A 21,515-nucleotide genomic window follows, 5' to 3' on the forward strand; every position below is an offset into this window, starting at 1 on the left:
AAAAGGTAAATGAAATGAACCACTTTCTGGATATTCACACCACAGCGCCCGGCGATCTGAGGTCCATCATCGACAATGCTGCCGCAATGAAGAACGCCCGCGCGGGGCGTCCGCGCGGTGCGCTGGATGACGATCAGCCGCTGAAAGATCACATGGTTGCGCTGATCTTCGAGAAACCGTCAACCCGGACACGCGTCTCGTTTGACGTGGGCGTGCGGCAGATGGGCGGCCAGACCATGGTTCTGTCCGGCGCTGACATGCAGCTCGGCCACGGTGAAACGATCGCGGACACGGCCCGCGTGCTGAGCCGTTACGTCGATCTGATTATGATCCGGACGTTTGAGGAAGCGACCCTGCTGGAAATGGCGGAATATGCGACCGTGCCGGTGATCAACGGGCTGACAAACCGCACGCACCCCTGCCAGATTATGGCGGATGTTCTGACGTTCGAAGAGCACAGCGGGCCCATCAAAGGCCGCAAGATTGTGTGGTCCGGGGACGGCAACAACGTTTTTGCCAGCTTTGCCCATGCAGCCAAACAGTTCGAATTTGATCTGACTTTCACAGGGCCACCGCCGCTTGATCCGGAAGCTACGCTCGATGGTCTTTATTCGATCGAAAGAGACCCGGCCAAAGCGGTCGAGGGGGCTGATCTGGTGGTCACAGACACCTGGGTGTCCATGCATGATCCGCAGTCTGCCCGGGAACGTCGCCACAATCAGCTGCGGGGCTACCAGGTCAATGCGGGGCTGATGGCACAGGCCAAACCGGACGCGCTGTTCATGCATTGCCTGCCGGCGCACCGCGATGATGAAGCAACCTCCGAGGTGATGGACGGTCCGAATTCGGTGATCTTTGACGAGGCCGAAAACCGTCTGCATGCGCAGAAAGCGATCATGCGCTGGTGCCTGGGCCGCTGACGCCTCAGCGTTTGCGCGGTTTGGCGCGCAGCGTCGGATCCGCTTTGGTCGGATCCTCGGGCCAGGGGTGTTTCGGGTAGCGCCCGCGCATATCTTTGCGCACATCCGCGTAGGAAGACGCCCAGAAGCCGGGCAGGTCTTCGGTCACCTGAACGGGTCTGCGGGCGGGCGACAGTAGCGTGAGTTGCACCGGTGTCCCGGCGACCGTCGGGTGTTCCGTGACACCAAAGAGTTCCTGCAGGCGAAGGGACACCTGCGGCTGTGCGTCCTCGTAGCTGATCGGGACGCGGTTTCCCAGCGGTGTTTCAAAGTGCGCAGGGGCCTGGCGGTCCAGCTGCTGCATCTGATCCCAGCTGAGCCGGGCGCGCAGTGCGCCCGACAGATCGAACTTTTTCCAGTCTGCCGTGCTGCGGACACCGGTGATGTGCGGCAGCAGCCAGTCTTCCAGCGTGTCCATCAGGTGAACGGTGTCAAAATCCGGAAATGAGGTGTCAGCCCGGCACACAAGCCGGGCGCGGGCCAGAAAGCGCTGTGCTGCAGGACCCGGCAACAGTCCTAACTGGCGCACGCCGTCCAGCATGGCGCGGGCGACGGTCTCTGCAGGGGCATCCGGCCAGGTCCGGTCGTCAAGGATCAGAGCGCCATAGCATTCCTGACGACGGGCTTCGACACGTCCGTTCCGGCGGGACCAGCGGCAGATGTTCTGCCAGGCGATCTGGTACGGAAACGTTGCCCGCAATTCGGCCTCGGTGATGGCTGCCGCCTGGCGTATTCGGGCCTCGCGCGGATCTCCGTCAAGGTCTGTGGCAACGATCAGCCGTTCGTTACAGAAGGGATCGCCGTCGGGAAGTATTGCGCCCTTGCCGCCGGACAGAACAAAACGCGGGGCATCTCCCGGACGCCGGAGCCCGACGCGGTCAGGATAGGCGAGGGCCGCCAGCACGCCGGTGTTCGTGGCGCCATCCGGTCTGGTCCGGTTTTTCAGCCGCCGGGCTTCTTCGCGCACCCGGGCGAGCGCAGCCCGGTCCGGGGTGCGGCCGGTATCGGCCTCAGATCTGCGCGGATCCTGAGCTGCGCGCAGCCGCATGGCCAGATCAACGGGCCCGCCTCTCAGAATATCGCGTTCCGACAAGATCGCTGCCAGAAGCGGCGCAGAACTTCCGCCTTTTTCAACCATATGTGCAAGTCTTGGATGCAGGGGCAGGGAGGCAAGACGGCGTCCATGTGGTGTAATACGGCCATTTTCATCCAGGGCCTCCAGCATGCGGAGGACGCGGCGGGCCTCAGCCAGCCGACCCTCATGCGGCGGCGTTGCAAACGTCAGATCCTCTGCGGCGCTGCCCCAAACTGCCAGTTCCAGCGCAAATCCGGTCAGGTCGCCGGCCTCTATTTCAGCCGGGGGCTGAGCAGGCAGCGCGCCGTCTTCGCCGCGTGTCCACAGACGATAGCAGTCGCCCTCAGTCACGCGGCCCGCGCGCCCGGCCCGCTGCGTCGCCTCTGCACGGGACACACGCGTTGTGATCAGGCGGGACATGCCCGAGGACGGATCGAACTCAGCGCGTCGCGACAACCCGGAATCCACCACGATCCGGATGCCTTCGATGGTCAGTGACGTTTCGGCTACGGACGTGGCCAGTACGACCTTGCGGCCCTGTTCAGCGGGTCTTATCGCCGCGCGCTGGGCTTTGAAGTCCATTGCGCCGAACAGAGGATGCAGCGAGGTGTCACTGGACAGATGTTGCCGCAACAGGGCTTCTGTACGCCTGATTTCACCTTCGCCGGGCAAAAAGACCAGCGCGCTGCCTTCTGTTTTTGACAGCGCATCAAGGGTAAGGTCGGCAACCGCCTGTTCCAGCCGTGTCTTTCCGCGCGGACGTGGCAGGTAATGTTCACGCACGTCAAACGACCGCCCCTGCGAGGTCAGGATCTGCGCCTGCATCAGTGTTGCGACGGGGGCCGCGTCCAGGGTCGCGGACATGGCAACAATGATCAGATCATCACGCAGCGCGCCGGCTACCTCGAGGCAGAGCGCAAGGCCAAGATCCGCGTTGAGCGAGCGTTCGTGGAATTCGTCGAAAATCACAGCGCCGATACCGGGAAGGTCGGGATCATCCTGCAGCATGCGTGTCAGAATGCCCTCGGTGATCACCTCGATCCGCGTGCTGTCACCTGTTCTGGACGCCCCGCGCATTCTGTATCCCACGGTTTGCCCGGTTTCTTCCCCCAGGGTGGCCGCCATACGGTCAGCCGCGGCCCTTGCAGCGAGCCTGCGCGGCTCGAGCATCAGGATCCGTCCTTCTGTGACGCCTGCCTCCAGCATGGCGAGTGGCACGCGGGTTGTTTTACCGGCGCCCGGTGGTGCCTGCAGTACAGCCCGCCGGTCGCGGCGCAGAACCGCGATAAGCTCCGGCAGAATGTCGTCAACAGGCAGGGAAAAGCGCATGCTTTGTCCATAACGAAACCAACAGGGTACGCCAAGCTCTGGACTTTTACCGGGCCACAGCGGAAAACCGTGCAGAGGCAAGCGGGGCAGGGCCATGGACATTCAGGAACTGGCAAAAGGGGTTGCGGCCGGTCAGCGGCGCGCCCTGGCGCGCGCGATAACGCTGGTTGAAAGCGCGCGGGCCGATCACAGGGCCATGGCATCCGACCTTCTGGAGGCTTTGCCGAAGGACAGACAGGCCCTGCGGATAGGTCTGTCCGGCACGCCGGGAGTGGGAAAATCCACCTTCATCGAAAGCTTCGGGATGATGCTGACCGGTCAGGGCCTCAAGGTTGCCGTTCTCGCTGTGGACCCGTCATCCAGCCGGTCCGGTGGTTCCATTCTGGGAGATAAAACCCGCATGGACCGTCTGTCACGCGACCCGAATGCCTTCATCCGCCCATCGCCCAGCCAGACGCATCTTGGTGGTGTTGCCCGCCGGTCGCGCGAGGCCGTTGCACTCTGTGAGGCGGCAGGGTTTGACGTTGTGCTGATCGAAACGGTCGGTGTTGGTCAGTCGGAGACGGTGGTCGCCGAGATGTCAGATGCCTTTTTGCTGTTGCTGGCCCCTGCGGGCGGTGACGAGTTGCAGGGTGTGAAGCGGGGCATCATGGAAATCGCGGACATGATCATTGTCAATAAGTCCGATGGCGATCTGAAACCTGCGGCTACGCGAACCTGTGCAGATTATGCCGGCGCTTTGAGGCTGCTGCGGAAACGCGCACAGGACCCTGAGGGATTCCCAAAAGCAGTTATGGTGTCGGCCCTGAACGAGCAGGGGCTGGCAGAGGTCTGGGGCGATCTGAATACGCTGATCAAGTGGCGTCGCGCCAATGGTTTCTGGGACAGAACCCGAAAAGAGCAGGCCCGTTACTGGTTTGGCGAAGAGGTCAGAAACAGGCTGCTCGCGGAGCTTGAAGCGCCACAGGTGCGCGCGGTACTGCAGGCGCTGACCGAGCGTGTTACAGCGGGCGCACTGTCACCTTCGGCGGCGGCAGAGCGCTTTATAGCTGACCTGCGGTCAAAGCAGGGGTGAAAGTCGGCAAAACACGCTGCGCGCGGGTTGACGCTTTGTCCGATTCCCACTAAAGCGAGCGAACGAATTTCCGGGGCGTGGCCTGAGGCTGCCCCCTTTTGTCGTTTACCGGACCGCCGGGACGACGCGAGAGAAAAGGAAGAACCCATGTCACGCGTTTGTGAACTGACCGGAAAAGGCCCGATGACTGGCAACAATGTCAGCCATGCCAACAACAAAACACGCCGGCGTTTTCTGCCGAACCTGAATGATGTGACACTGCAGTCCGAAGCGCTGGGCCGTGGTTTCCGGTTTCGCATTTCTGCCGCTGCACTGCGCACAGTTGACCACCGCGGTGGTCTGGACAAGTTCCTGGCGAAAGCCAAGGACAGCGACCTGTCCCCCAACGCGCTGAAAGTCAAAAAAGCGATCGCCAAATCGTCTGACACGGCTGAAGCACTCAGCTGATCCGGCTGCAGTCTGAATTTTGCGAACCCTGTCCCGCCCGGGCAGGGTTCGCGTCGTTTTGGCACAGTAAAACCGTCTGATGGCCTGATATACAGTGCGTGTGAGACATCTGATCCGTCCCTTCCTCGCTATCCTGCTGGCCCTGATGCTCGGTCTTACCGGGCAGAGTATGGCCGTGGCGCGTGGTGCAACGGCAGCCACGGGCCAGATGGTCATCTGCACCGGGACCAGCACCGTAACGATTTACACAGACGCCGAAGGCAATCGGACGTCCGCCCCGCATATATGCCCGGACTGTACCGCTGCTGCTTTTGTGGCGCTTGTATCGGGTGCATCGGCCGTGGCGCGCGAAACCCGGTTTTCCCTGCAGCGCTGGGCAGCTGACCACGCTGCGCCGCACATACGTTACCGGTCCGCGCACCGGCACTCCCGCGCGCCTCCTTTTCTGATCTGATCCGAAAGACCGGAAATTCAGAAAACTCAGGAGACGAAAATGTCTGTTCAATCTTTCCTGCGTGGCGCTGCTGTTTCAGCGTTGTGCCTGCTTCCCGCCGCCGTAACGGCGACCGAAATCATCATTAGTGACGCTTATGCACGCGTGTCCCGGCCGAATGCGCCCGTCGGTGCTGCGTTCATGGAAATCTCGAACACCGGAGCGACCGATGACCGGCTGATCAGTGTCAGTTCAGATGCTGCAAAACGTACTGAACTGCACACGCATATTGATCAGGGCGACGGCGTTATGAAGATGACCGAAATTGATGGTGGTATTCCGCTGCCCGCGGGGGCGACCCACATGATGGTGCGTGGCGGCGACCATGTGATGCTGATGGGGCTTGAAGCACCGCTTGAACAGGGTACCGCTGTCATGGTGACCTTCACCTTCGAGGAGGCCGGGGACATTGTGGTCGAGATACCGGTCGACAATGAACGCAAACCGGATCACGGCGCGATGAAGCATGATCATAAGGATCACAGCGCAACGAACTGACTTTGCCTGCTGCGTTCATGTACCCAAAATCTCGTCAACCCAGGCCGGAAGGGTCTGGGTTGCCGGACCAAGACGGATATCATCAAACTGACTGCCGACTTCTGAGGGTTCGAGGTTGAACTCGACGGTTGCCGCACCGTGTCGTTTCGCTTCGGCGACGAAACCGGCGGCCGGGTAAACGTTCCCGGAGGTGCCGATGCTGACAAACAGATCGGCTTCGCTCAGGTGGTCGAAGATTTCTTCCATGTCATAGGGCATCTCGCCGAACCACACGATATCGGGGCGGGCTGTAGGCGCCTGGCAGACAGGACAGCTGTCGCCCGGGTGCATCTCCATTGGCGCTGGCCAACGGTGGTCACAGGTGCCGCAGAGAGCACCCTTGAGCGCGCCGTGCATATGCATCACGCGCTGAGAGCCCGCCTTTTCGTGCAGGTCGTCTACGTTCTGCGTGATCAGGATCACGTCACCGCCGAATTCCGCCTCCAGCTTTGCGAGAGCAGAATGCCCTGCATTGTGAACAGCTTCCGACGACTGTGCCCTCCGGGCGTTATAGAAATCCATAACCAGTTTCGGATCGCGCGCGAAGCCTTCGGGGGTTGCGACGTCCTCAATACGGTGCTGCGCCCAGAGGCCACCTTCTGCACGAAATGTCCCGAGCCCGCTTTCGGCAGAAATGCCGGCTCCGGTCAGAATGACAATTTTTCTGATCATGCTGGTCCCCGCTTGAATAGATCCGGCCGTGCCTCAGGTCTCAAGTATACGCAGCTCGCCCGCAAGAAAAGGCAGGTCAGCCAGCGCCGGATCAATCATCTGGCTTTTCAGCAGCCGCCGCATGGTTGCCGCGATGTCACGCGGGACGTCTCCATCCCATTCCTGCGCTGTGATCAGCGAGATTTGCCGGGCAAACGGTGTGAATGGCAGCGGTATCGCTTCGATTTCACCGTGAAACCGTCTGGCGCGCATGTAGCCCAGTGGTGTGGTTATCGCCCAGCCGATACTGCGGGCGACCATCGCCATCAGCGCGAGATGACTGCCGATCTCGAAGCGTTTGGGCGGGTTGAGGTTCTGACGCTCCAGTTCCTTGTCTGTCTGGGCGCTGATCATCTGCCCTGCTTCATAACGCAGCATAGGCAGAGCACCGGCAGAGAAGAGCGTGCCTGTCGTCAGGCCCGATCCTCTTGGCACTACCGCCACAAAAGGGTCCCGTGCGACCGGGTATTCGGTCAGACCGTCCGGCAAGTCGCCTGCGACAGCGGATACAGCGAGCTGCAGGCTGCGGTCGGACACAGCATCCATCAGGTCGTTGCTGGATGCTGTGATCATCCGAAAGCTGCAGTCCTGCAGGTTGTCCGCGAGGATGGTCGCGAGCCGCGGCGTGACGTTGTCGTCAAAGTCATCGATGACGCCGATGCTGAGTGACCTTACATGCGCCAGGTCCATCACGGTCATCTCACTCTGCGCCAGACGGAGTTCATCCAGCGCGCGCTCTGTATGTGCAAGAAATGCCTTGCCCGCGGGGGTCAGCCGCATGGGGCGGCGCGAGTGATCCACCAGCTCAGTGTTCAGTGCCGCTTCGAGATTTCGCATCTGCTGGCTGACGGCTGGCTGGCTCAGGCCTGTCTGCAGCGCCGCTTTGGCGACTGAGCCGCTGCCTGCAAGCGCTTCAAACACTTCCAAGCCGCGCAGAGTGACACCCTTCATGGTCATTGTGATCAACTTCCCCTTTTTGAATTTTTTAATCGGCTGCTTGGAGAGGTCAAGAAAACAAAGTCAATTCGATGTATTTATTTGAGAATTGTAAAAGTACTTCGACAGCGGCCATACAACTGGCCATTCTGCAGCAACGTCTGTTTAGTAGTGCTATGGAGAAACGTAAATGATCGTGGCAGCAGCAGCATATCCCTTGGGATTTCTCAGTTCCTGGGCCGAGTATGAAGACAAGATTGCAGTATGGGTTCAGGATGCGGCTGGGAATGCCGCGGATCTGCTTGTGTTCCCGGAATATGGCGCGATGGAGCTGGCAACGCTCGATGGCGCTGAAATCGCGGGAGATCTTGAGGCTTCTCTTTATGCTGTGTCCGACCGCCTGGCGGAGGCAGATGCCGTGCATGCAAGGCTGGCGCAGGAGTTCGGCGTGCATATCCTCGCGGCATCCGGACCGGCCGCGACACAGACCAGGCCGGCCAACCGGGCCCGTCTTTTCGCACCGTCCGGCGGGTTCGGTGTGCAGGACAAACAGATCATGACCCGTTTCGAGCGCGATATCTGGCGTGTTGAAGGTGGCGGACCGCTTTGTGTCTTTGACACGGCCCTCGGCAAAATCGGGGTTCTGATCTGTTATGATGCAGAGTTCCCGCTGCTGGGGCGCGCGCTTGCGGACTGCGACATCATTCTGGTGCCGTCCTGCACCGAAGCGCTCAGTGGATACTGGCGCGTTCGCATCGGTGCTATGGCAAGGGCGCTCGAAAATCAGTGCGTGACAGTGATGTCATCTCTGGTGGGAGAGGCTGCGTGGTCCGATGCCGTGGATGTCTCCACCGGTGCGGGGGGCATTTTTGCTCCGCCGGATCGTGGGTTTCCGTCCGACGGTGTGATCGCAGTGGGGCAGATCGGAGCCGCCGGGTGGACATATGCCCCAGTTTCACTGCCGGATATTGCGCAGGTCCGCGCAGACGGCGTGGTGCTCAACAAAACCCACTGGACCGAGCAGGATGGTCGTGACGGTGATGCCACAAATGTGTGCTTGCGATGAATTGCACTTGAAAAACCCTGAAAACAGGCGCATCTAGGCGGCGTCCGCAGATCGGCGGACGTGCAACTCAGGAGAAACCATGGCCAAGGAAGATACGCTCGAATTTCCCGGTGTCGTGAAGGAACTCCTGCCAAATGCGACATTTCGGGTCGAGCTTGAAAACGGCCATGAGATCATCGCACATACGGCAGGAAAGATGCGCAAAAACCGCATCCGGGTTCTGGCTGGCGACAAAGTACAGGTCGAAATGACCCCATATGATCTGACAAAGGGTCGGATCAACTACCGCTTTAAGTAACCCTTGTTTATTCTCGGGTCAGGGTCTCCGCGCCGCAAGGAATTGCTGGCGCAGATCGGCGTTGTGCCGGATGATATCCGGGCCCCCGATATTGATGAGACGCCGGAGCCCGGTGAACTGCCCAGGCCCTATTGCGCGCGTATGGCACGGGAAAAGGCCCGGGCCGTGCCTGCGGAAAACAGCGACGTGGTGCTGTGCGCCGATACGACGGTCGCACTGGGCCGCCGGATCCTTGGCAAACCGGCGGATGCAGGTGAAGCTGCGGATTTCCTCAAAGCGCTGTCCGGCAGACGGCACCGAGTGATCACAGCTGTCGCAGTGTACCACGCGGGCCGGCTGATGGAGCGGGATGTAGTCAGCGTCGTGAAGATGAAATCGCTGTCTGCTGAAGAACTCGACGCCTACATCCGTACGGGCGACTGGCAGGGTAAAGCAGGCGGATACGGAATCCAGGGGCCTGCGGGTGCGCTCATTCCATGGATCCGTGGATCTTTCACCGGCATTGTGGGTCTGCCTCTGGCGGAAACTGCCGGATTGTTGCGCGCAGCAGGCGTCAGGGGAATGTCATGAAGGGCCGTACTGTTATTCTTGACCACTGGAAGGACCGCGAAACCGCTGCGCTGGTGGTTGATGGTGTGCTCGAAGACCTGCTGATTGAAAGTGACCAGCCACGACCCGGAACGATCTATCGCGCGACCGCTGACCGTCCGGTCAAGGGACAGGGCGGTATGTTCCTGAAAACGCCGGATGGGTCCGCGTTTCTGCGCCAGGTCCGTGGCCTGGCACCTGGTCAGTCGGTGGTGGTGCAGGTCACCGGGTTTGCGGAACCCGGCAAGGCATTGCCGGTCACTCAGAAGATACTTTTCAAAAGCCGGTACGCCATCGTAACGCCCGGCGCGCCCGGATATAATATCAGTCGCGCAATCCGCGATGACGACGAGCGTGACCGCCTGCTTGGAATTGCCCACGATGTCATGGACGAAAGCGGTGATGGGCTGATCCTGAGGTCATCCTGCTCAGGCGCTTCCGAGGACGATATCGCGCAGGACATTGAGGCAATGGCGGCGCTGGCCCAGCGTATCCGCACTGATGACAGTGACGGGATGGAAACCCTGCTGGAAGGTGACGGGCCACATGTGCAGGCGTGGCGCGAATGGACCGGGCCTGCAGATATCAGCACGGTGGACGGCGGGCTTGCGGATCATGGTGTTCTGGAAACAATCGACGCTCTGCGGACACCGCGCGTTGCGCTGGAGGCGGGTGCGTTCATGTTTGTTGAGGCCACCCGCGCGCTGGTGGCGGTGGACGTCAATACGGGTAAGGACATATCGCTGGCCGCAGGTCTGAAGGCCAATCTGGCCTGCGCCCGGGACCTGCCGCGGGCGCTGCGCCTGCGTGGCCTCGGTGGGCAGATCGTGCTGGATCTTGCGCCTATGCCCAAAAAGGACAGGCGGACTTTCGAAACAGCATTGCGACAGGCATTCCGGCGCGATGATACGGAGACAGCACTCGCAGGCTGGACGCCGCTGGGGAACTACGAACTTCAGCGCAAACGGGCGCGCCTGCCGCTTGTTGAGGTGCTGGGATGACCTGTCCGATCTGTGGCAAGCCAGTGGAAAAAGAGGCGCGGCCATTCTGTTCCAAACGCTGTGCTGATGTCGATCTGTCACGCTGGCTGAACGGCAGCTATGCAGTGCCCTCTGAGGATCCTGATGATTTCGATGAGCTTGAGGAGGCGCTGACGAAAGAAGCCGACAAGGCTGAGGGCAGGGGGCGCCCGCACTGAGCGTTCCGGACGATTGTACCGCGCTTTTGCTGTTCATGCCGGATCAGACCAAACAATCAGTTCGGATTGGAAAAAAGGCTCTGGACACCCCTGCAACAACCTCCTAGAAACCGCTCACCCAGCCACATCAGTGGCATCCCGTGCCCGGGTAGCTCAGGGGTAGAGCAGTGGATTGAAAATCCTCGTGTCGGTGGTTCGATTCCGCCCCCGGGCACCACTTCAACATCCGAAGGTAAGCAACTACATTTGATAAAGCCCAACAAAATTGGGCTTTCGCGCTTCCGGTTGTCCGATGGAGTTTGTCCATGTCCAGCCACGTGCCCCCGCTTTGGGGGCATGATTGGGGGCATGGTCAGATTAGTTGTTTTCAGGATGCCCCCCAATGCCGTTGAATGATGCGAAACTTCGGAACCTCAAAGCCAAGGAAAAGACCTACAGGGTCAGCGATTCCGGAGGTCTGTACATCTAGGCAGCAAAGACAGGATCGCTACTCTGGCGTTTGAAGTATCGGTTTGAAGGGCGTGAAAAGCGGCTGTCCTTCGGTGCATATCCCGCCGTTTCACTGGCCGATGCAAGGAAAGCACGCGAAAGTGCAAAGGCAATGCTGGCCAAAGGCGTCGACCCGGGCGCGGAAAAGCAGGCTGAAAAACAAGCCCGTCGCGCGATTGCGGAACATACCTTTGAAAAGATGGCTGATGCCTTTTTGGACAAGGGACGGCAGGAAGGGCGCGCCAAAGCCACTCAAACAAAAAATGCTTGTCTGTTGGATATGGCCAAGGCAGATTTCGGCAAGTCGGCCGTCACAGACATCAAGCCGCCGGTGATCTTGGAGTGCCTGCGCAAGGTCGAGGCGAAGGTCAACTACGAAACGGCGCAACGTTTGCGCGCAAAAATTAGTGCTGTTTTTAGGTTTGCTGTTGCGAGCAGCGTAGCAGATTTCGATCCGGCGCAACCCCTGTGTGACGCCTTGATCCGTCCTAAACCCAAGTCCCGCGCGGCAATCACTGAAAAACAGCGCTAGGCGAATTGCTGCGCGCGATTGATGGTTTCGAGGGGCAAGTGACAACGCGCATTGCATTGCAACTGCAAGCCCTATTGGCCTAGCGCCCCTGTGAATTACGCCATGCGGAATGGTCTGAGATTGACTTTGCCAATGCAGTTTGGACGATCCCAGCGGATCGAATGAAAATGCGCCGACCGCATAGTGTTCCGCTTCCAAAACAGGCTCTGGAATTGCTGGACGATTTGCGACGGATCAACGGAAATGGACGATACCTGTTCTCAAGTTTGCGGTCGTTTCATCGCCCAATGAGTAAGAACACGTTGAACGCAGCTTTGCGCCGGTTGGGATATTCTGGTGACGAAATGACTGCACATGGCTTCCGCGCGACATTCTCGACCTTGGCGAACGAAAGTAACCTATGGCACCCAGACGCCATTGAACGCGCTTTTGGCACATGTTGAAAGTAATCAGTTGCGCCGTGCATATGATCGGGGCGAACACTGGCAAGAGCGCTCGTTTGGCGGATTGGTGGGCTGGATTTCTTGACGAAGCGCGTGCAGTATAAGGAGGCGATCCCATGTAATCCGTTTGAGGCCAGCCATATCTAGAGACGAATGGATTGAACAAATTTTCCGCGCGTCGGTTGGACCGTTGCATTTGTGGGAAGAGCCAGATGAACCGCCATTTTTTGACTACTGTTTTTCGCAGTCGATAGAGGAACTGCGCCAAGAAAGGCTTATTCTGTTCCGTTCAGTAAGGTCTTGGTTAGAGCCCCACGATGCAGACTGGTTTGAAGAGCACTTTTTTCCGTCAGGACGGGCGCGCGACGAGATGATCGAGCGTAGACAGTCCACCTGGATGACCGAAGCTAAGCGCTCTTTTGAGAATATTTTTCTATGATATAAGGCTGGTCTAAGTCGCCCCGACTTGCTGGCTGATTTCAACTACTGGTCCAAAATGGCAAAGTTCGATGTTGTCGAAATAGTACTACTGTCAATGGGATTGGAGCCAGCGGAAGATCTTCGTTCAAGGTTTGATCCCGACTTTATGAAGCGGAGGAACAAATCGCCAGCGGATGATTTTGCGTTGCGACGCTTTGAAATGTTCCGGCGGCAGTTTTCTCCAAATAGAAAAAACGGGAGCGTTTACCCTCGTGACCTCGTTATGTGGGTGCGTTCCGTGGATCTAGACGCGCACCCAGCTTTCTTACGAATGACAGATACATTCGAACTGCTGCAAAACGGAGCCCAACTGAGCTCGTCAAACGCAGCTACAGCAAAAAATGCAAACGAAACCAAACCTGCAGAAGGCCGGGAATTGGCGTCTCTGGCAAAGTTGCTCATAGCAATAGCCATTGAGGAATATGGGTATCAACCAGCAAGCCTTCGGAGCCCGATCCTAAAAGAAATAGAAGCAATCACTGATCGGCATGGGTTGTCCGCTTCGCATGACACGGTTCGAAAATACCTTCGTATGGGCGCGCGGTACTTACCGAAAGACGAGTAAATCGCCGCTGGACGCTATTCGTTGCACGAATTATCTCAGAAAAATGTTTAATTTCAGTTTTTTACCGACATTCGTGTGAGTCTTTTTCTGTTCCGCCAAATAGACTTTTGACCGTGCCACACGTCGTTCAACGACAATGAACGATGTTACATCGTGTTCGACACACCCACATTCCCACAGACTGGCTTCGTCCGGCTTGCTCAAATTCCTGCCCCCTCCGGTCCGATCCCGGTTTCCAAATCGACATGGTGGAAGGGCGTGAAAGACGGACGCTTCGCAAAACCGCAAAAACTTGGACCGCGCACGACAGTTTGGCGCGTCGAAGAGATCCGTGCTCTGTTTGAGGGGGGCGAAGATGCCTAAGCGCCCGAACCCAATGGCGATCAACAAGGCGCTGACCTACGCCATCGAGGAAGCAGCAAATGCGCTGGGCGTCACGACCGCGACGATCCGCAACTACGTCCGGCGCGGTCTGCCGATTATGACCTCTCAGCGCCCCTATCTGATATCCGGCGAAGTGTTGCGCGTGTTTCTGTCGCGCGAGCGCGAACGGCGCAGAAAGCCTTTGCAAGCCGATCAACTGTTTTGCCCGTCGTGCAAAGATGGTCGCCGCCCGTTCGGCATGATGGTCGATCTGTTCATGATGTCAGGCAAATCGGGGCGATTGGCGGGCCTCTGCGAGATTTGTGATGGGCCATCCCAAAGGATGATCAGCACCCGCCAGATTAAGGACTTCGCCGCCATCTTCGACATCAAAGAGCAGGCCAATAGCGCGGCCTAATTGATGCCGATCCTAGGTACCTTACTTTACACTTCAAAGGACAAGATACACATGAGGAAAATCAACGAAGAAAACGAGCCTATCAAACGCAAATACTTTCACAATCTGCGCACGGCGAAGCGCAAGGACAAAACCACCGTTGTAAAAGCCGCGCAAGCTATCCAACGCTTCGAGGCAAGCATCGGTTTTGCGTCTTTCAAAACTTTCAGGACCGAACAGGTTGTACGGTTCCGCGACAAGCTGGACACAGAAGTTAACAAGGCGACCGGGAAGCCGTTGGCCAAGTCCACCATCACAAGCAACCTCGCCGCCAACAAGGATTTCATTTTCTGGCTCGCAGACAAGCCCGGATACAAAAGCCGGATCGGCCATTCCGACGTGGATTACTTCAACATGGACGCAAAGGGCCAGCGCGTCGCCAGAACGGTAAGGGAAACGCCCTATCCGTAGCTGGATATGGTCCGGCATACATTCGATGCCATGCCCGCAGAAACGGACGTGCAGCGCCGTGACAAGGGTCTGATTGCATGTCTGATGATCACGGGCGCGCGGGGTGGTGCCATTGCGTCGCTGCGCCTGAAACATGTAAACACCATCGACGGATACATCTTCCAAGACGCACGCGAGGTACGGACCAAAAACTCAAAGACCATCACGACCTATTTTTTGCCCGTCGATCCAGCCTACACCGACTATTTCATTGAATGGGTCCGTTACCTGCAAAAGGAAAAACTGTTCGGGCCAGCTGCTCCGGTGTCCCCACCGTTGGAAATGGGTCACAGGCACGGGGAGTTCGCCGATCTGGGCTTCAAGCGGGACATCTATGGCAACGCCAACGCCATCCGTAAGGCGATCAAGGACGCATTTCTGGCCGCTGGCTTGCCGACCTTCACGCCGCACTCCTTTCGCAAGACGCTGGTTAAATGGGCAAGCGACACCTACCAGACCGTGGAAGTCTTCAAGGCATTCTCCCAAAACATCGGCCATTCCAGTGTTGTGACGACTGCGAGCGTATACATGCCTGTTTCCATTGGACGCCAAGCCGAGCTGATCAAGAAAAAGAAGTAGAAGGGCGGGAAGCGGTCGTTCGCTGCAGGTGCAGGACAATTGACAGAAGAACCAAAACAGACATTGGCGTTTTGCCCTGACCGGTGTTTTTGAGCGCGAGACGCGAGGGATACGCGGCACCGATCCGCACAAGAAGTGTTTACTCTTTGATCACTTGGATGAGACTTTAGGCAGGTGAGCTGTAAGCTGAGGCTGCGGGATCGTTTTGCATTGCATGCGGTGGGGGGGTGAAACACGAGTCGCCTATGAGTGCAGATCTCCGAATTGTTGTTGTTGAACAGGACCGTGAGCGGGCGATTGCGATCGTCGATGCGCTGAAAGACGCCTGTGACTGCGATGTGTTTGTGATCGGAGATCCAGGCGGACTGTCGCGGCAGATAGCGGCGCATGGACCGGATATTGTCCTTATCGATGTCGATAATCCGACCCGTGACATGCTGGAAGAACTGACGTTGGCGTCCGGGCCTCTGGACCGTCCCGTTGCAATGTTTGTGTCCGGCAATTCGGATGGCCTGGCTGAGGCAGCTATTGAGGCGGGCGTGTCGGCCTACGTTGTCGACGGTCTGGAGCCCTCGCGAATGAAAGCTGTCATGGATACAGCGATTGCGCGGTTTACGGTTGTCCGTCAGATGCGGGAGGAACTTGCTGAGACCCGACGGGCACTGGAAGAGCGCAAGATCATAGATCGCGCCAAAGGTCTTCTGATGAAGGCCAGAGGCATAGACGAAGAAGCCGCCTACGCACTCTTGCGCAAGACCGCGATGAATCAGGGGCGCCGGGTTGCGGATGTAGCGGAGGCTCTTGTGACAGCGGCGGGGCTTCTGGGATGACGGCGGTCAGGGTATCTGTCGCTTATATGCCACTGGTCGATGCGGCACCTTTGATCATTGCGCAGGATATGGGATTTGCGCAATCCGAAGGCATTGAGCTTGATCTCATTCCGGCCCCCTCATGGTCGTCCGTCCGGGACATGCTGGCCTTTGGCCGCGTCGATGCGGCCCACATGTTGTCGCCGGTGCCCATTGCCCTGGCCATGGGTCTTGGCGGTGCGGCGACACGACTTTCGACCGTGTCTGTCACGTCAGTAAACGGCAATGTGTTTGGTGTCGGCAAACCCCTAGAAAAGCGATTGAGGGCTGCCGGGTTTGCATTTGATTTTGCGGATGCGAAAGCGGCAGCATCGGCTCTGGCCGGAGTCTGTGAGAGGCCGCTCACCATAGGCGTTCCGTTTCCGTTTTCGATGCATGTGGAACTGCTGCGGTACTGGTCGGACGGCACCGTGCTGAAGGACATCGGCATCAACATACGGACGGTGCCGCCGCCGCTTATGACCTCGGCACTTGCTGCGGGCGAAGTGGATGCGTTCTGCGTGGGCGAGCCCTGGGGGTCAGTTGCGGTCGAGACCGGGGCGGGCGCGCTGATGCTGCCCGGCAAAGCGATCTGGAACTTTTCACCGGAAAAAGTGCTGGCAGTACGGACGGACTGGGCAGAGACCGAGCCAGACCTTCTGGGGCGTCTCATCCGGGCTGTCTGGAAGGCGGGGCGCTGGCTTGCGAAGTCCGAAGTCCGGGCGACGGCCAGCGATTTGCTGTCACGAAAGGCATATCTTGACGTCTCCGCAGAACTGATCGACCGGGCACTGTCGGGACAGCTGACCATAAATGACCGTGGCGATCACCGCCAGGTTGATGGATTTCTGGAATTCCATGCCGGTGCCGCGACATTCCCATGGCTGAGCCAGGCCCGGTGGATCGCAGAGCGGTTGTGCAGGGTTCACGGTGTGCCGGCGCTGTCGGATGAGGACCTGCGTCGCGTGGTCCGGCCTGATCTGCACCGTCAGAATCTTTCAGGACCGGGTTATGATTTGCCCGGAGCATCGGCAAAAATTGAAGGATCGATTCGGATTCCAACAGCGGTAGCATCCGCGAGGGGCGACATCGTTTTGCAGCCGGATCGGTTTTTTGATGGTCAGGTTTTCGACCCTGACAGCTGAAAACAGCACAAAATTTAGTCATCCGGAAACTTTGACTCCAAATTTACCCAGCCGACGCTGGAACTCCACGCTGCAGCGCGGCACACAGGTCGAGCAACGAACAATGCCGTTGGTTGCGTAGAATTCGAACCCACTGACAGGGTTACTCTGAGCAAGGTCGCTCACTTCCGTCCGGTTCTTCCGGAGGCAAGTGAACGGCCTTTTTTCGTTACAGCTCAGTGTCTTCTGCGAGGCGCTGCGCAAACCACGGGGACACCAATGAAAAAACTCATCCTCTCTCTTGCTGCGACCACCGCACTGGCCAGCCCTGCTTTTGCTGATCTGCTCGATCTCGAAAAGGACGAACTGACTTTCGGCTTTATCAAGCTGACCGATATGGCACCGCTCGCTGTGGCATATGAGCAGGGCTACTTCCTTGATGAAGGGCTGTTCGTCACTTTGGAAGCGCAGGCCAACTGGAAAGTTCTGCTGGACGGCGTGATCGACGGGCAACTGGACGGCGCGCACATGCTGGCCGGGCAGCCACTGGCCGCCACAATAGGCTACGGGACCGAAGCGCATATTGTGACGCCCTTCTCCATGGACCTGAATGGCAACGGCATCACGGTGTCGAACGAGGTCTGGGAAATGATGCGTCCGCACATTCCTTCGATGGATGACGGTCGCCCGCAGCACCCGATTTCTGCAGAGGCGCTGGTTCCGGTCATCGAGGAATTCAACGCGAAAGGCGAGCCGTTCAACATGGGCATGGTGTTTCCGGTGTCCACTCACAATTACGAGCTGCGCTACTGGCTTGCAGCCGGCGGAATTGAGCCAGGGTATTACAGCCCGGACAATATCACAGGTCAGATCGGGGCGGATGTGTTCCTGTCAGTGACGCCGCCGCCGCAGATGCCTGCGACACTGGAGGCGGGTACAATCCATGGCTACTGCGTGGGAGAGCCCTGGAACCAGCAGGCGGTGTTCAAGGGTATCGGTGTTCCGGTCATCACAGACTATCAGCTGTGGCGTAACAACCCCGAGAAGGTATTCGGTCTGACAGCGGATTTCGTTGACGAGCATCCCAACACGACCAAAGCACTCACCCGTGCTCTGATCCGCGCAGCGATCTGGCTGGATGAGAATGACAATGCGAACCGCGAAGCCGCCGTCGAAATCCTGAGCCGCCCGGAATATGTGGGCGCTGATTACGAAGTAATCGCGAATTCCATGACGGGCTTCTTTGAATATGAGAAGGGCGACGTGCGCGAACAGCCGGATTTCAACGTGTTCTTCCGCTACAATGCGACATACCCGTTCTACTCTGATGCGATCTGGTATCTCACCCAGATGCGTCGCTGGGGTCAGATTTCTGAGCCGCAGACGGACGAGTGGTATCAGGATGTTGCTGAAAAAGTCTATCGCCCGGACATCTATCTGGATGCCGCTCAGTCTCTGGTCGACGACGGGCTGGCCAATGCCGGGGACTTTCCCTGGGACAGTGATGGCTACAAAGAGCCAACACCTGCCGCCGACATTATTGATGGCATTCCATACGATGGCCGCTTCCCCAATGCCTACCTCGAAAGCCTGCCAATCGGCCTGAAAGGCGACCAGGTCGTCGTGGGCGAAGAGATCCAGGGATAAGCCCGAATGCGGGCGGCCGGACGGTCGCCCGCACCTACCATCCAGGAGACAGGTAAATGAGCACCGCAGACCCGATTTTCGAAGCAGACGCCGCCCGTGAAGCGCGCCGCGAACGCCGTTTCACCCGCATCAATACCGCCGACAAATGGTTCCAGGTCATTGGCGTGTCATGGCTGACCCCAATTCTAAAGGCGATCGCCGGTGACAATCCCAGAGCCCAGGTTTCAGAGATCTGGCGCCTGCTGGGTGTGCCGCTTCTGGCGATTGCCGGGTTCCTTTTTCTGTGGGCTGCTGCAGCCCCGACAGTTCAGACCTCGCTGGGGGCTGTTCCGGGACCGGCGCAGGTATGGGAGGAGGCGGTGAACCTGCACGAGGACGCGCAGAATAAGGCCGCGAGCCGTGCGCGTTTCGAAGCACAGGTGGCTAAGCTGAATGAACGACGGGCACAACAGGGGCAGGAACCTGTCGAGCGGGCCTATACCGGGGCGCCAAGCTACTACCAGCAAATCTGGACGTCGATCAAAACGGTGTTCTTCGGGTTCCTGATTGCGTCCGTGGTGGCGATCCCGCTTGGCATCATGGCCGGACTGTCGCCCACCGCAAATGCGGCGCTGAACCCGATCATTCAGATCTTCAAGCCGGTCTCTCCGCTCGCCTGGCTGCCCATTGTGACAATGGTCGTATCGGCCGTTTACGTCACGCAGGACGGCTGGTTCGCCAAGTCATTCCTGACGTCGGCCATCACTGTGACGCTCTGTTCGCTGTGGCCGACGCTGATCAATACCGCTTTGGGCGTCTCAAGCATCGACAAGGACCTCGTGAATGTCTCCAAGGTGTTGAAAATGAACACCTGGACCAAGATCACCAAGCTGGTTCTGCCCTCCGCTTTGCCACTGATCTTTACCGGTCTGCGGCTCAGCCTCGGTGTGGGGTGGATGGTGCTCATCGCGGCGGAAATGCTGGCGCAGAATCCCGGTCTGGGCAAGTTCGTCTGGGATGAATTCCAGAACGGATCCTCGTCATCGCTGGCCAAGATTATGGTCGCGGTTCTGACCATCGGGATCATCGGGTTCATGCTGGACCGGGTCATGTACGCGCTCCAGTCCCTCTTCACCTTCACGAATAACCGGTGATCGATATGGGAATTCTGACACTCAGCAACGTCTCCAAGTCGTTCGGGGAAGGTGCATCCAGGACCAAAGTGCTCAATGGTATTGATCTGGATGTCAAAGAAGGTGAGTTCCTCGTTCTGCTTGGCTTTTCCGGCACAGGCAAAACAACTCTGATCAACCTGATGGCCGGGCTGGAGCACCCGACTACCGGGGAGGTCACTTTCAGGGGTGCGCCGATCCGGGAGCCGAGCCCGGATCGCGGTGTCATCTTCCAGAGCTATTCGCTGATGCCGTGGCTTACAGTGACGGGCAATGTGCGGTTGGCCGTTGACAGCGTTTTCCCGTCGCTTTCATCGGAAGAGAAAGACAAAAAGGTCGCGCACTACGTCAGGATGGTGGGCCTCAGCCACGCAGCTTCCCGCCGCCCGGCGGAGCTGTCCGGGGGAATGCGTCAGCGGGTGAACGTGGCCCGAGCGCTGGCGATGAACCCCGAAATGCTGCTGCTGGATGAACCTCTCTCGGCCCTCGATGCTCTGACGCGGGCCAACCTCGCCGATGAGATTGAGCAGATCTGGGAGGCTGACAAGAAAACCTGCGTGCTGATCACCAACGATGTGGATGAGGCGATCATCCTGGCGGACCGGATCATTGCACTGAACCCGGACGGGACCCTGGGCGAAGAGTTTAAGGTGTCCCTGCCCCGCCCGCGCGACCGGATGGAGATGAACACCAATGAGACGTTCAAACAGCTTCGGGCGGACGTGACCGGATACCTGATGGACGCAGGGATTGAGGCAAAAGTCGAAGGCTCACGCCTATTGCCGGATGTAACGCCGATCCATGGCGTGCCTACGGCCGTTGCGGATGCGCAGAAGGGTCTGATCGACAACCGGTTCCTCGATTTTTCGATGCTGCACAAGGTTTATCCGACGCCCAAGGGGCCGCTCACTGTGGTTGAGGATTTCGACCTGAAGATCGACCGGGGCGAATTCATTTCTCTGATCGGACACTCAGGATGCGGCAAGTCCACAGTGCTGACCATGGCCGCCGGACTGAATGAGATATCAAAGGGTGCGATCAAGCTGGACGGGCGACACGTGGAAGGCGCAGATCCGGAACGCGCGGTGGTGTTTCAGTCGCCGAACCTGTTTCCATGGCTGAGTGCCCGCGAGAACTGTGCGATTGGTGTAGACAAGGTTTATCCCCGGGCGTCGCAGTCAGAGCGGCAGGACGTCGTAGAGTACTACCTTGAAAGGGTGGGCCTCGCTGATGCGATGGACAAACCCGCCTGTGAGATGTCGAACGGCATGCAGCAGCGTGTCGGTATCGCGCGCGCTTTTGCGCTTTCTCCGAAACTGTTGCTGCTGGATGAACCCTTCGGGATGCTCGACAGCCTCACGCGCTGGGAATTGCAGGAAGTCCTGATGGAGGTCTGGTCGCGCACCAAAGTGACCGCGGTCTGTGTCACACATGACGTCGATGAAGCCATTCTTCTGGCGGACCGCGTTGTCATGATGACCAACGGTCCGCAAGCCACCATTGGCAAAATCGTGGACGTTGGCCTGCCGCGTCCACGCACGCGCAAGGCGCTCCTGGAGCATCCTGATTATTATGCGTACCGCCAGGACGTGCTCGATTTCCTCGAAGAATACGAACATGGCGCCAAGCCGAAGTCGGCCACGAATTCGCCCAAAGCGATCGCCGCGGAGTAGCA

At 58.6% G+C, this 21,515-nt stretch carries 25 protein-coding genes and 1 tRNA gene; 23 read left to right on the plus strand and 3 right to left on the minus strand.

Going from position 1 to position 21,515, the window contains the following annotated elements; all coding sequences use genetic code 11:
* Positions 1-14: 14 nt before the first annotated feature.
* On the plus strand, positions 15-920 hold the full coding sequence (gene argF / locus AB4K19_RS02440) for an ornithine carbamoyltransferase (RefSeq protein ID WP_375230368.1): 906 nt from the start codon (positions 15-17) through the stop codon (positions 918-920).
* Positions 921-924: 4 nt separating this feature from the next.
* Here the strand turns inward: argF and hrpB are convergent, their stop codons facing one another.
* Positions 925-3,363 carry an ATP-dependent helicase HrpB gene (gene hrpB / locus AB4K19_RS02445; RefSeq protein ID WP_436398931.1) on the minus strand — a complete coding sequence of 813 codons (2,439 nt, stop codon included), beginning with the start codon at positions 3,361-3,363 and terminating at the stop codon, positions 925-927.
* Between the two features lie 94 nt (positions 3,364-3,457).
* Between hrpB and meaB the strand changes: the two genes are divergently transcribed.
* From meaB to AB4K19_RS02465, 4 genes are all read left to right on the plus strand, one after another.
* Entirely contained in the window at positions 3,458-4,438 is a 981-nt protein-coding gene (gene meaB, locus AB4K19_RS02450) for a methylmalonyl Co-A mutase-associated GTPase MeaB (protein ID WP_375230369.1), read from the plus strand.
* A 147-nt stretch (positions 4,439-4,585) separates the two neighbouring features.
* Positions 4,586-4,885, plus strand: a complete 300-nt coding sequence (rpmB, locus tag AB4K19_RS02455; protein ID WP_375230370.1) for a 50S ribosomal protein L28 — start codon at positions 4,586-4,588, stop codon at positions 4,883-4,885.
* Positions 4,886-4,985: 100 nt separating this feature from the next.
* A complete protein-coding gene (locus AB4K19_RS02460) occupies positions 4,986-5,339 on the plus strand; it encodes a DUF2946 family protein (RefSeq protein WP_436398933.1) in 354 nt (117 codons plus the stop codon).
* Between the two features lie 39 nt (positions 5,340-5,378).
* Positions 5,379-5,876, plus strand: a complete 498-nt coding sequence (locus tag AB4K19_RS02465) for a copper chaperone PCu(A)C (RefSeq protein WP_375230372.1) — start codon at positions 5,379-5,381, stop codon at positions 5,874-5,876.
* Between the two features lie 15 nt (positions 5,877-5,891).
* Here the strand turns inward: AB4K19_RS02465 and AB4K19_RS02470 are convergent, their stop codons facing one another.
* Complete coding sequence (locus AB4K19_RS02470) at positions 5,892-6,584, minus strand: NAD-dependent deacylase (protein WP_375230954.1); 693 nt, start codon at positions 6,582-6,584, stop codon at positions 5,892-5,894.
* Positions 6,585-6,620: 36 nt separating this feature from the next.
* Complete coding sequence (locus AB4K19_RS02475; RefSeq protein ID WP_375230373.1) at positions 6,621-7,583, minus strand: LysR family transcriptional regulator; 963 nt, start codon at positions 7,581-7,583, stop codon at positions 6,621-6,623.
* Between the two features lie 169 nt (positions 7,584-7,752).
* On the opposite strand from AB4K19_RS02475, the gene AB4K19_RS02480 reads away from it, so the two are divergent.
* The 18 genes from AB4K19_RS02480 (at position 7,753) to AB4K19_RS02565 (ending at position 21,513) form a co-directional block, all read left to right on the plus strand.
* Positions 7,753-8,628, plus strand: a complete 876-nt coding sequence (locus tag AB4K19_RS02480; protein ID WP_375230374.1) for a carbon-nitrogen hydrolase family protein — start codon at positions 7,753-7,755, stop codon at positions 8,626-8,628.
* Positions 8,629-8,707: 79 nt separating this feature from the next.
* Positions 8,708-8,926, plus strand: a complete 219-nt coding sequence (gene infA / locus AB4K19_RS02485; protein WP_005978431.1) for a translation initiation factor IF-1 — start codon at positions 8,708-8,710, stop codon at positions 8,924-8,926.
* A gap of 3 nt (positions 8,927-8,929) precedes the next feature.
* A complete protein-coding gene (locus AB4K19_RS02490; RefSeq protein ID WP_375230375.1) occupies positions 8,930-9,496 on the plus strand; it encodes a Maf family protein in 567 nt (188 codons plus the stop codon).
* Complete coding sequence (locus AB4K19_RS02495; protein WP_375230376.1) at positions 9,493-10,515, plus strand: ribonuclease E/G; 1,023 nt, start codon at positions 9,493-9,495, stop codon at positions 10,513-10,515. Before AB4K19_RS02490 ends, AB4K19_RS02495 begins: the two co-directional genes overlap by 4 nt.
* Positions 10,512-10,712, plus strand: coding sequence for a DNA gyrase inhibitor YacG (locus tag AB4K19_RS02500; RefSeq protein ID WP_375230377.1), 201 nt, complete (start codon positions 10,512-10,514; stop codon positions 10,710-10,712). Before AB4K19_RS02495 ends, AB4K19_RS02500 begins: the two co-directional genes overlap by 4 nt.
* 142 nt (positions 10,713-10,854) lie before the next feature.
* A tRNA-Phe gene (locus AB4K19_RS02505) sits at positions 10,855-10,929 on the plus strand.
* Between the two features lie 282 nt (positions 10,930-11,211).
* The gene (locus AB4K19_RS02510) at positions 11,212-11,733 is read left to right on the plus strand and encodes a tyrosine-type recombinase/integrase (RefSeq protein ID WP_375230378.1); all 522 of its coding nucleotides are present in this window, start codon (positions 11,212-11,214) and stop codon (positions 11,731-11,733) included.
* 119 nt (positions 11,734-11,852) lie between these two features.
* Positions 11,853-12,176: a tyrosine-type recombinase/integrase gene (locus tag AB4K19_RS02515; RefSeq protein WP_375230955.1), complete on the plus strand. Its 324-nt coding sequence runs from the start codon at positions 11,853-11,855 to the stop codon at positions 12,174-12,176.
* Between the two features lie 496 nt (positions 12,177-12,672).
* The gene (locus AB4K19_RS02520) at positions 12,673-13,221 is read left to right on the plus strand and encodes a hypothetical protein (protein ID WP_375230379.1); all 549 of its coding nucleotides are present in this window, start codon (positions 12,673-12,675) and stop codon (positions 13,219-13,221) included.
* A gap of 258 nt (positions 13,222-13,479) precedes the next feature.
* Positions 13,480-13,584, plus strand: a complete 105-nt coding sequence (locus AB4K19_RS02525) for a helix-turn-helix transcriptional regulator (protein ID WP_436398936.1) — start codon at positions 13,480-13,482, stop codon at positions 13,582-13,584.
* Positions 13,577-14,002: a helix-turn-helix domain-containing protein gene (locus AB4K19_RS02530; protein WP_436398938.1), complete on the plus strand. Its 426-nt coding sequence runs from the start codon at positions 13,577-13,579 to the stop codon at positions 14,000-14,002. The genes AB4K19_RS02525 and AB4K19_RS02530 overlap by 8 nt, the downstream gene beginning before the upstream one ends.
* A gap of 51 nt (positions 14,003-14,053) precedes the next feature.
* The gene (locus AB4K19_RS02535) at positions 14,054-14,452 is read left to right on the plus strand and encodes a hypothetical protein (protein WP_375230381.1); all 399 of its coding nucleotides are present in this window, start codon (positions 14,054-14,056) and stop codon (positions 14,450-14,452) included.
* A 6-nt stretch (positions 14,453-14,458) separates the two neighbouring features.
* Positions 14,459-15,070, plus strand: coding sequence for a site-specific integrase (locus tag AB4K19_RS02540; protein WP_375230382.1), 612 nt, complete (start codon positions 14,459-14,461; stop codon positions 15,068-15,070).
* Positions 15,071-15,315: 245 nt separating this feature from the next.
* On the plus strand, positions 15,316-15,900 hold the full coding sequence (locus AB4K19_RS02545; RefSeq protein WP_375230383.1) for an ANTAR domain-containing response regulator: 585 nt from the start codon (positions 15,316-15,318) through the stop codon (positions 15,898-15,900).
* Complete coding sequence (locus AB4K19_RS02550) at positions 15,897-17,063, plus strand: ABC transporter substrate-binding protein (RefSeq protein ID WP_436398939.1); 1,167 nt, start codon at positions 15,897-15,899, stop codon at positions 17,061-17,063. Before AB4K19_RS02545 ends, AB4K19_RS02550 begins: the two co-directional genes overlap by 4 nt.
* A 258-nt stretch (positions 17,064-17,321) precedes the next feature.
* Entirely contained in the window at positions 17,322-18,689 is a 1,368-nt protein-coding gene (locus tag AB4K19_RS02555; RefSeq protein ID WP_375230384.1) for a CmpA/NrtA family ABC transporter substrate-binding protein, read from the plus strand.
* Positions 18,690-18,745: 56 nt separating this feature from the next.
* Positions 18,746-19,822 carry an ABC transporter permease gene (locus AB4K19_RS02560; RefSeq protein WP_375230385.1) on the plus strand — a complete coding sequence of 359 codons (1,077 nt, stop codon included), beginning with the start codon at positions 18,746-18,748 and terminating at the stop codon, positions 19,820-19,822.
* Between the two features lie 5 nt (positions 19,823-19,827).
* On the plus strand, positions 19,828-21,513 hold the full coding sequence (locus tag AB4K19_RS02565) for an ABC transporter ATP-binding protein (RefSeq protein ID WP_375230386.1): 1,686 nt from the start codon (positions 19,828-19,830) through the stop codon (positions 21,511-21,513).
* Positions 21,514-21,515 lie beyond the last annotated feature (2 nt).

The organism is Roseobacter phycocola, from assembly GCF_042055075.2.
GTDB lineage: Bacteria > Pseudomonadota > Alphaproteobacteria > Rhodobacterales > Rhodobacteraceae > Roseobacter.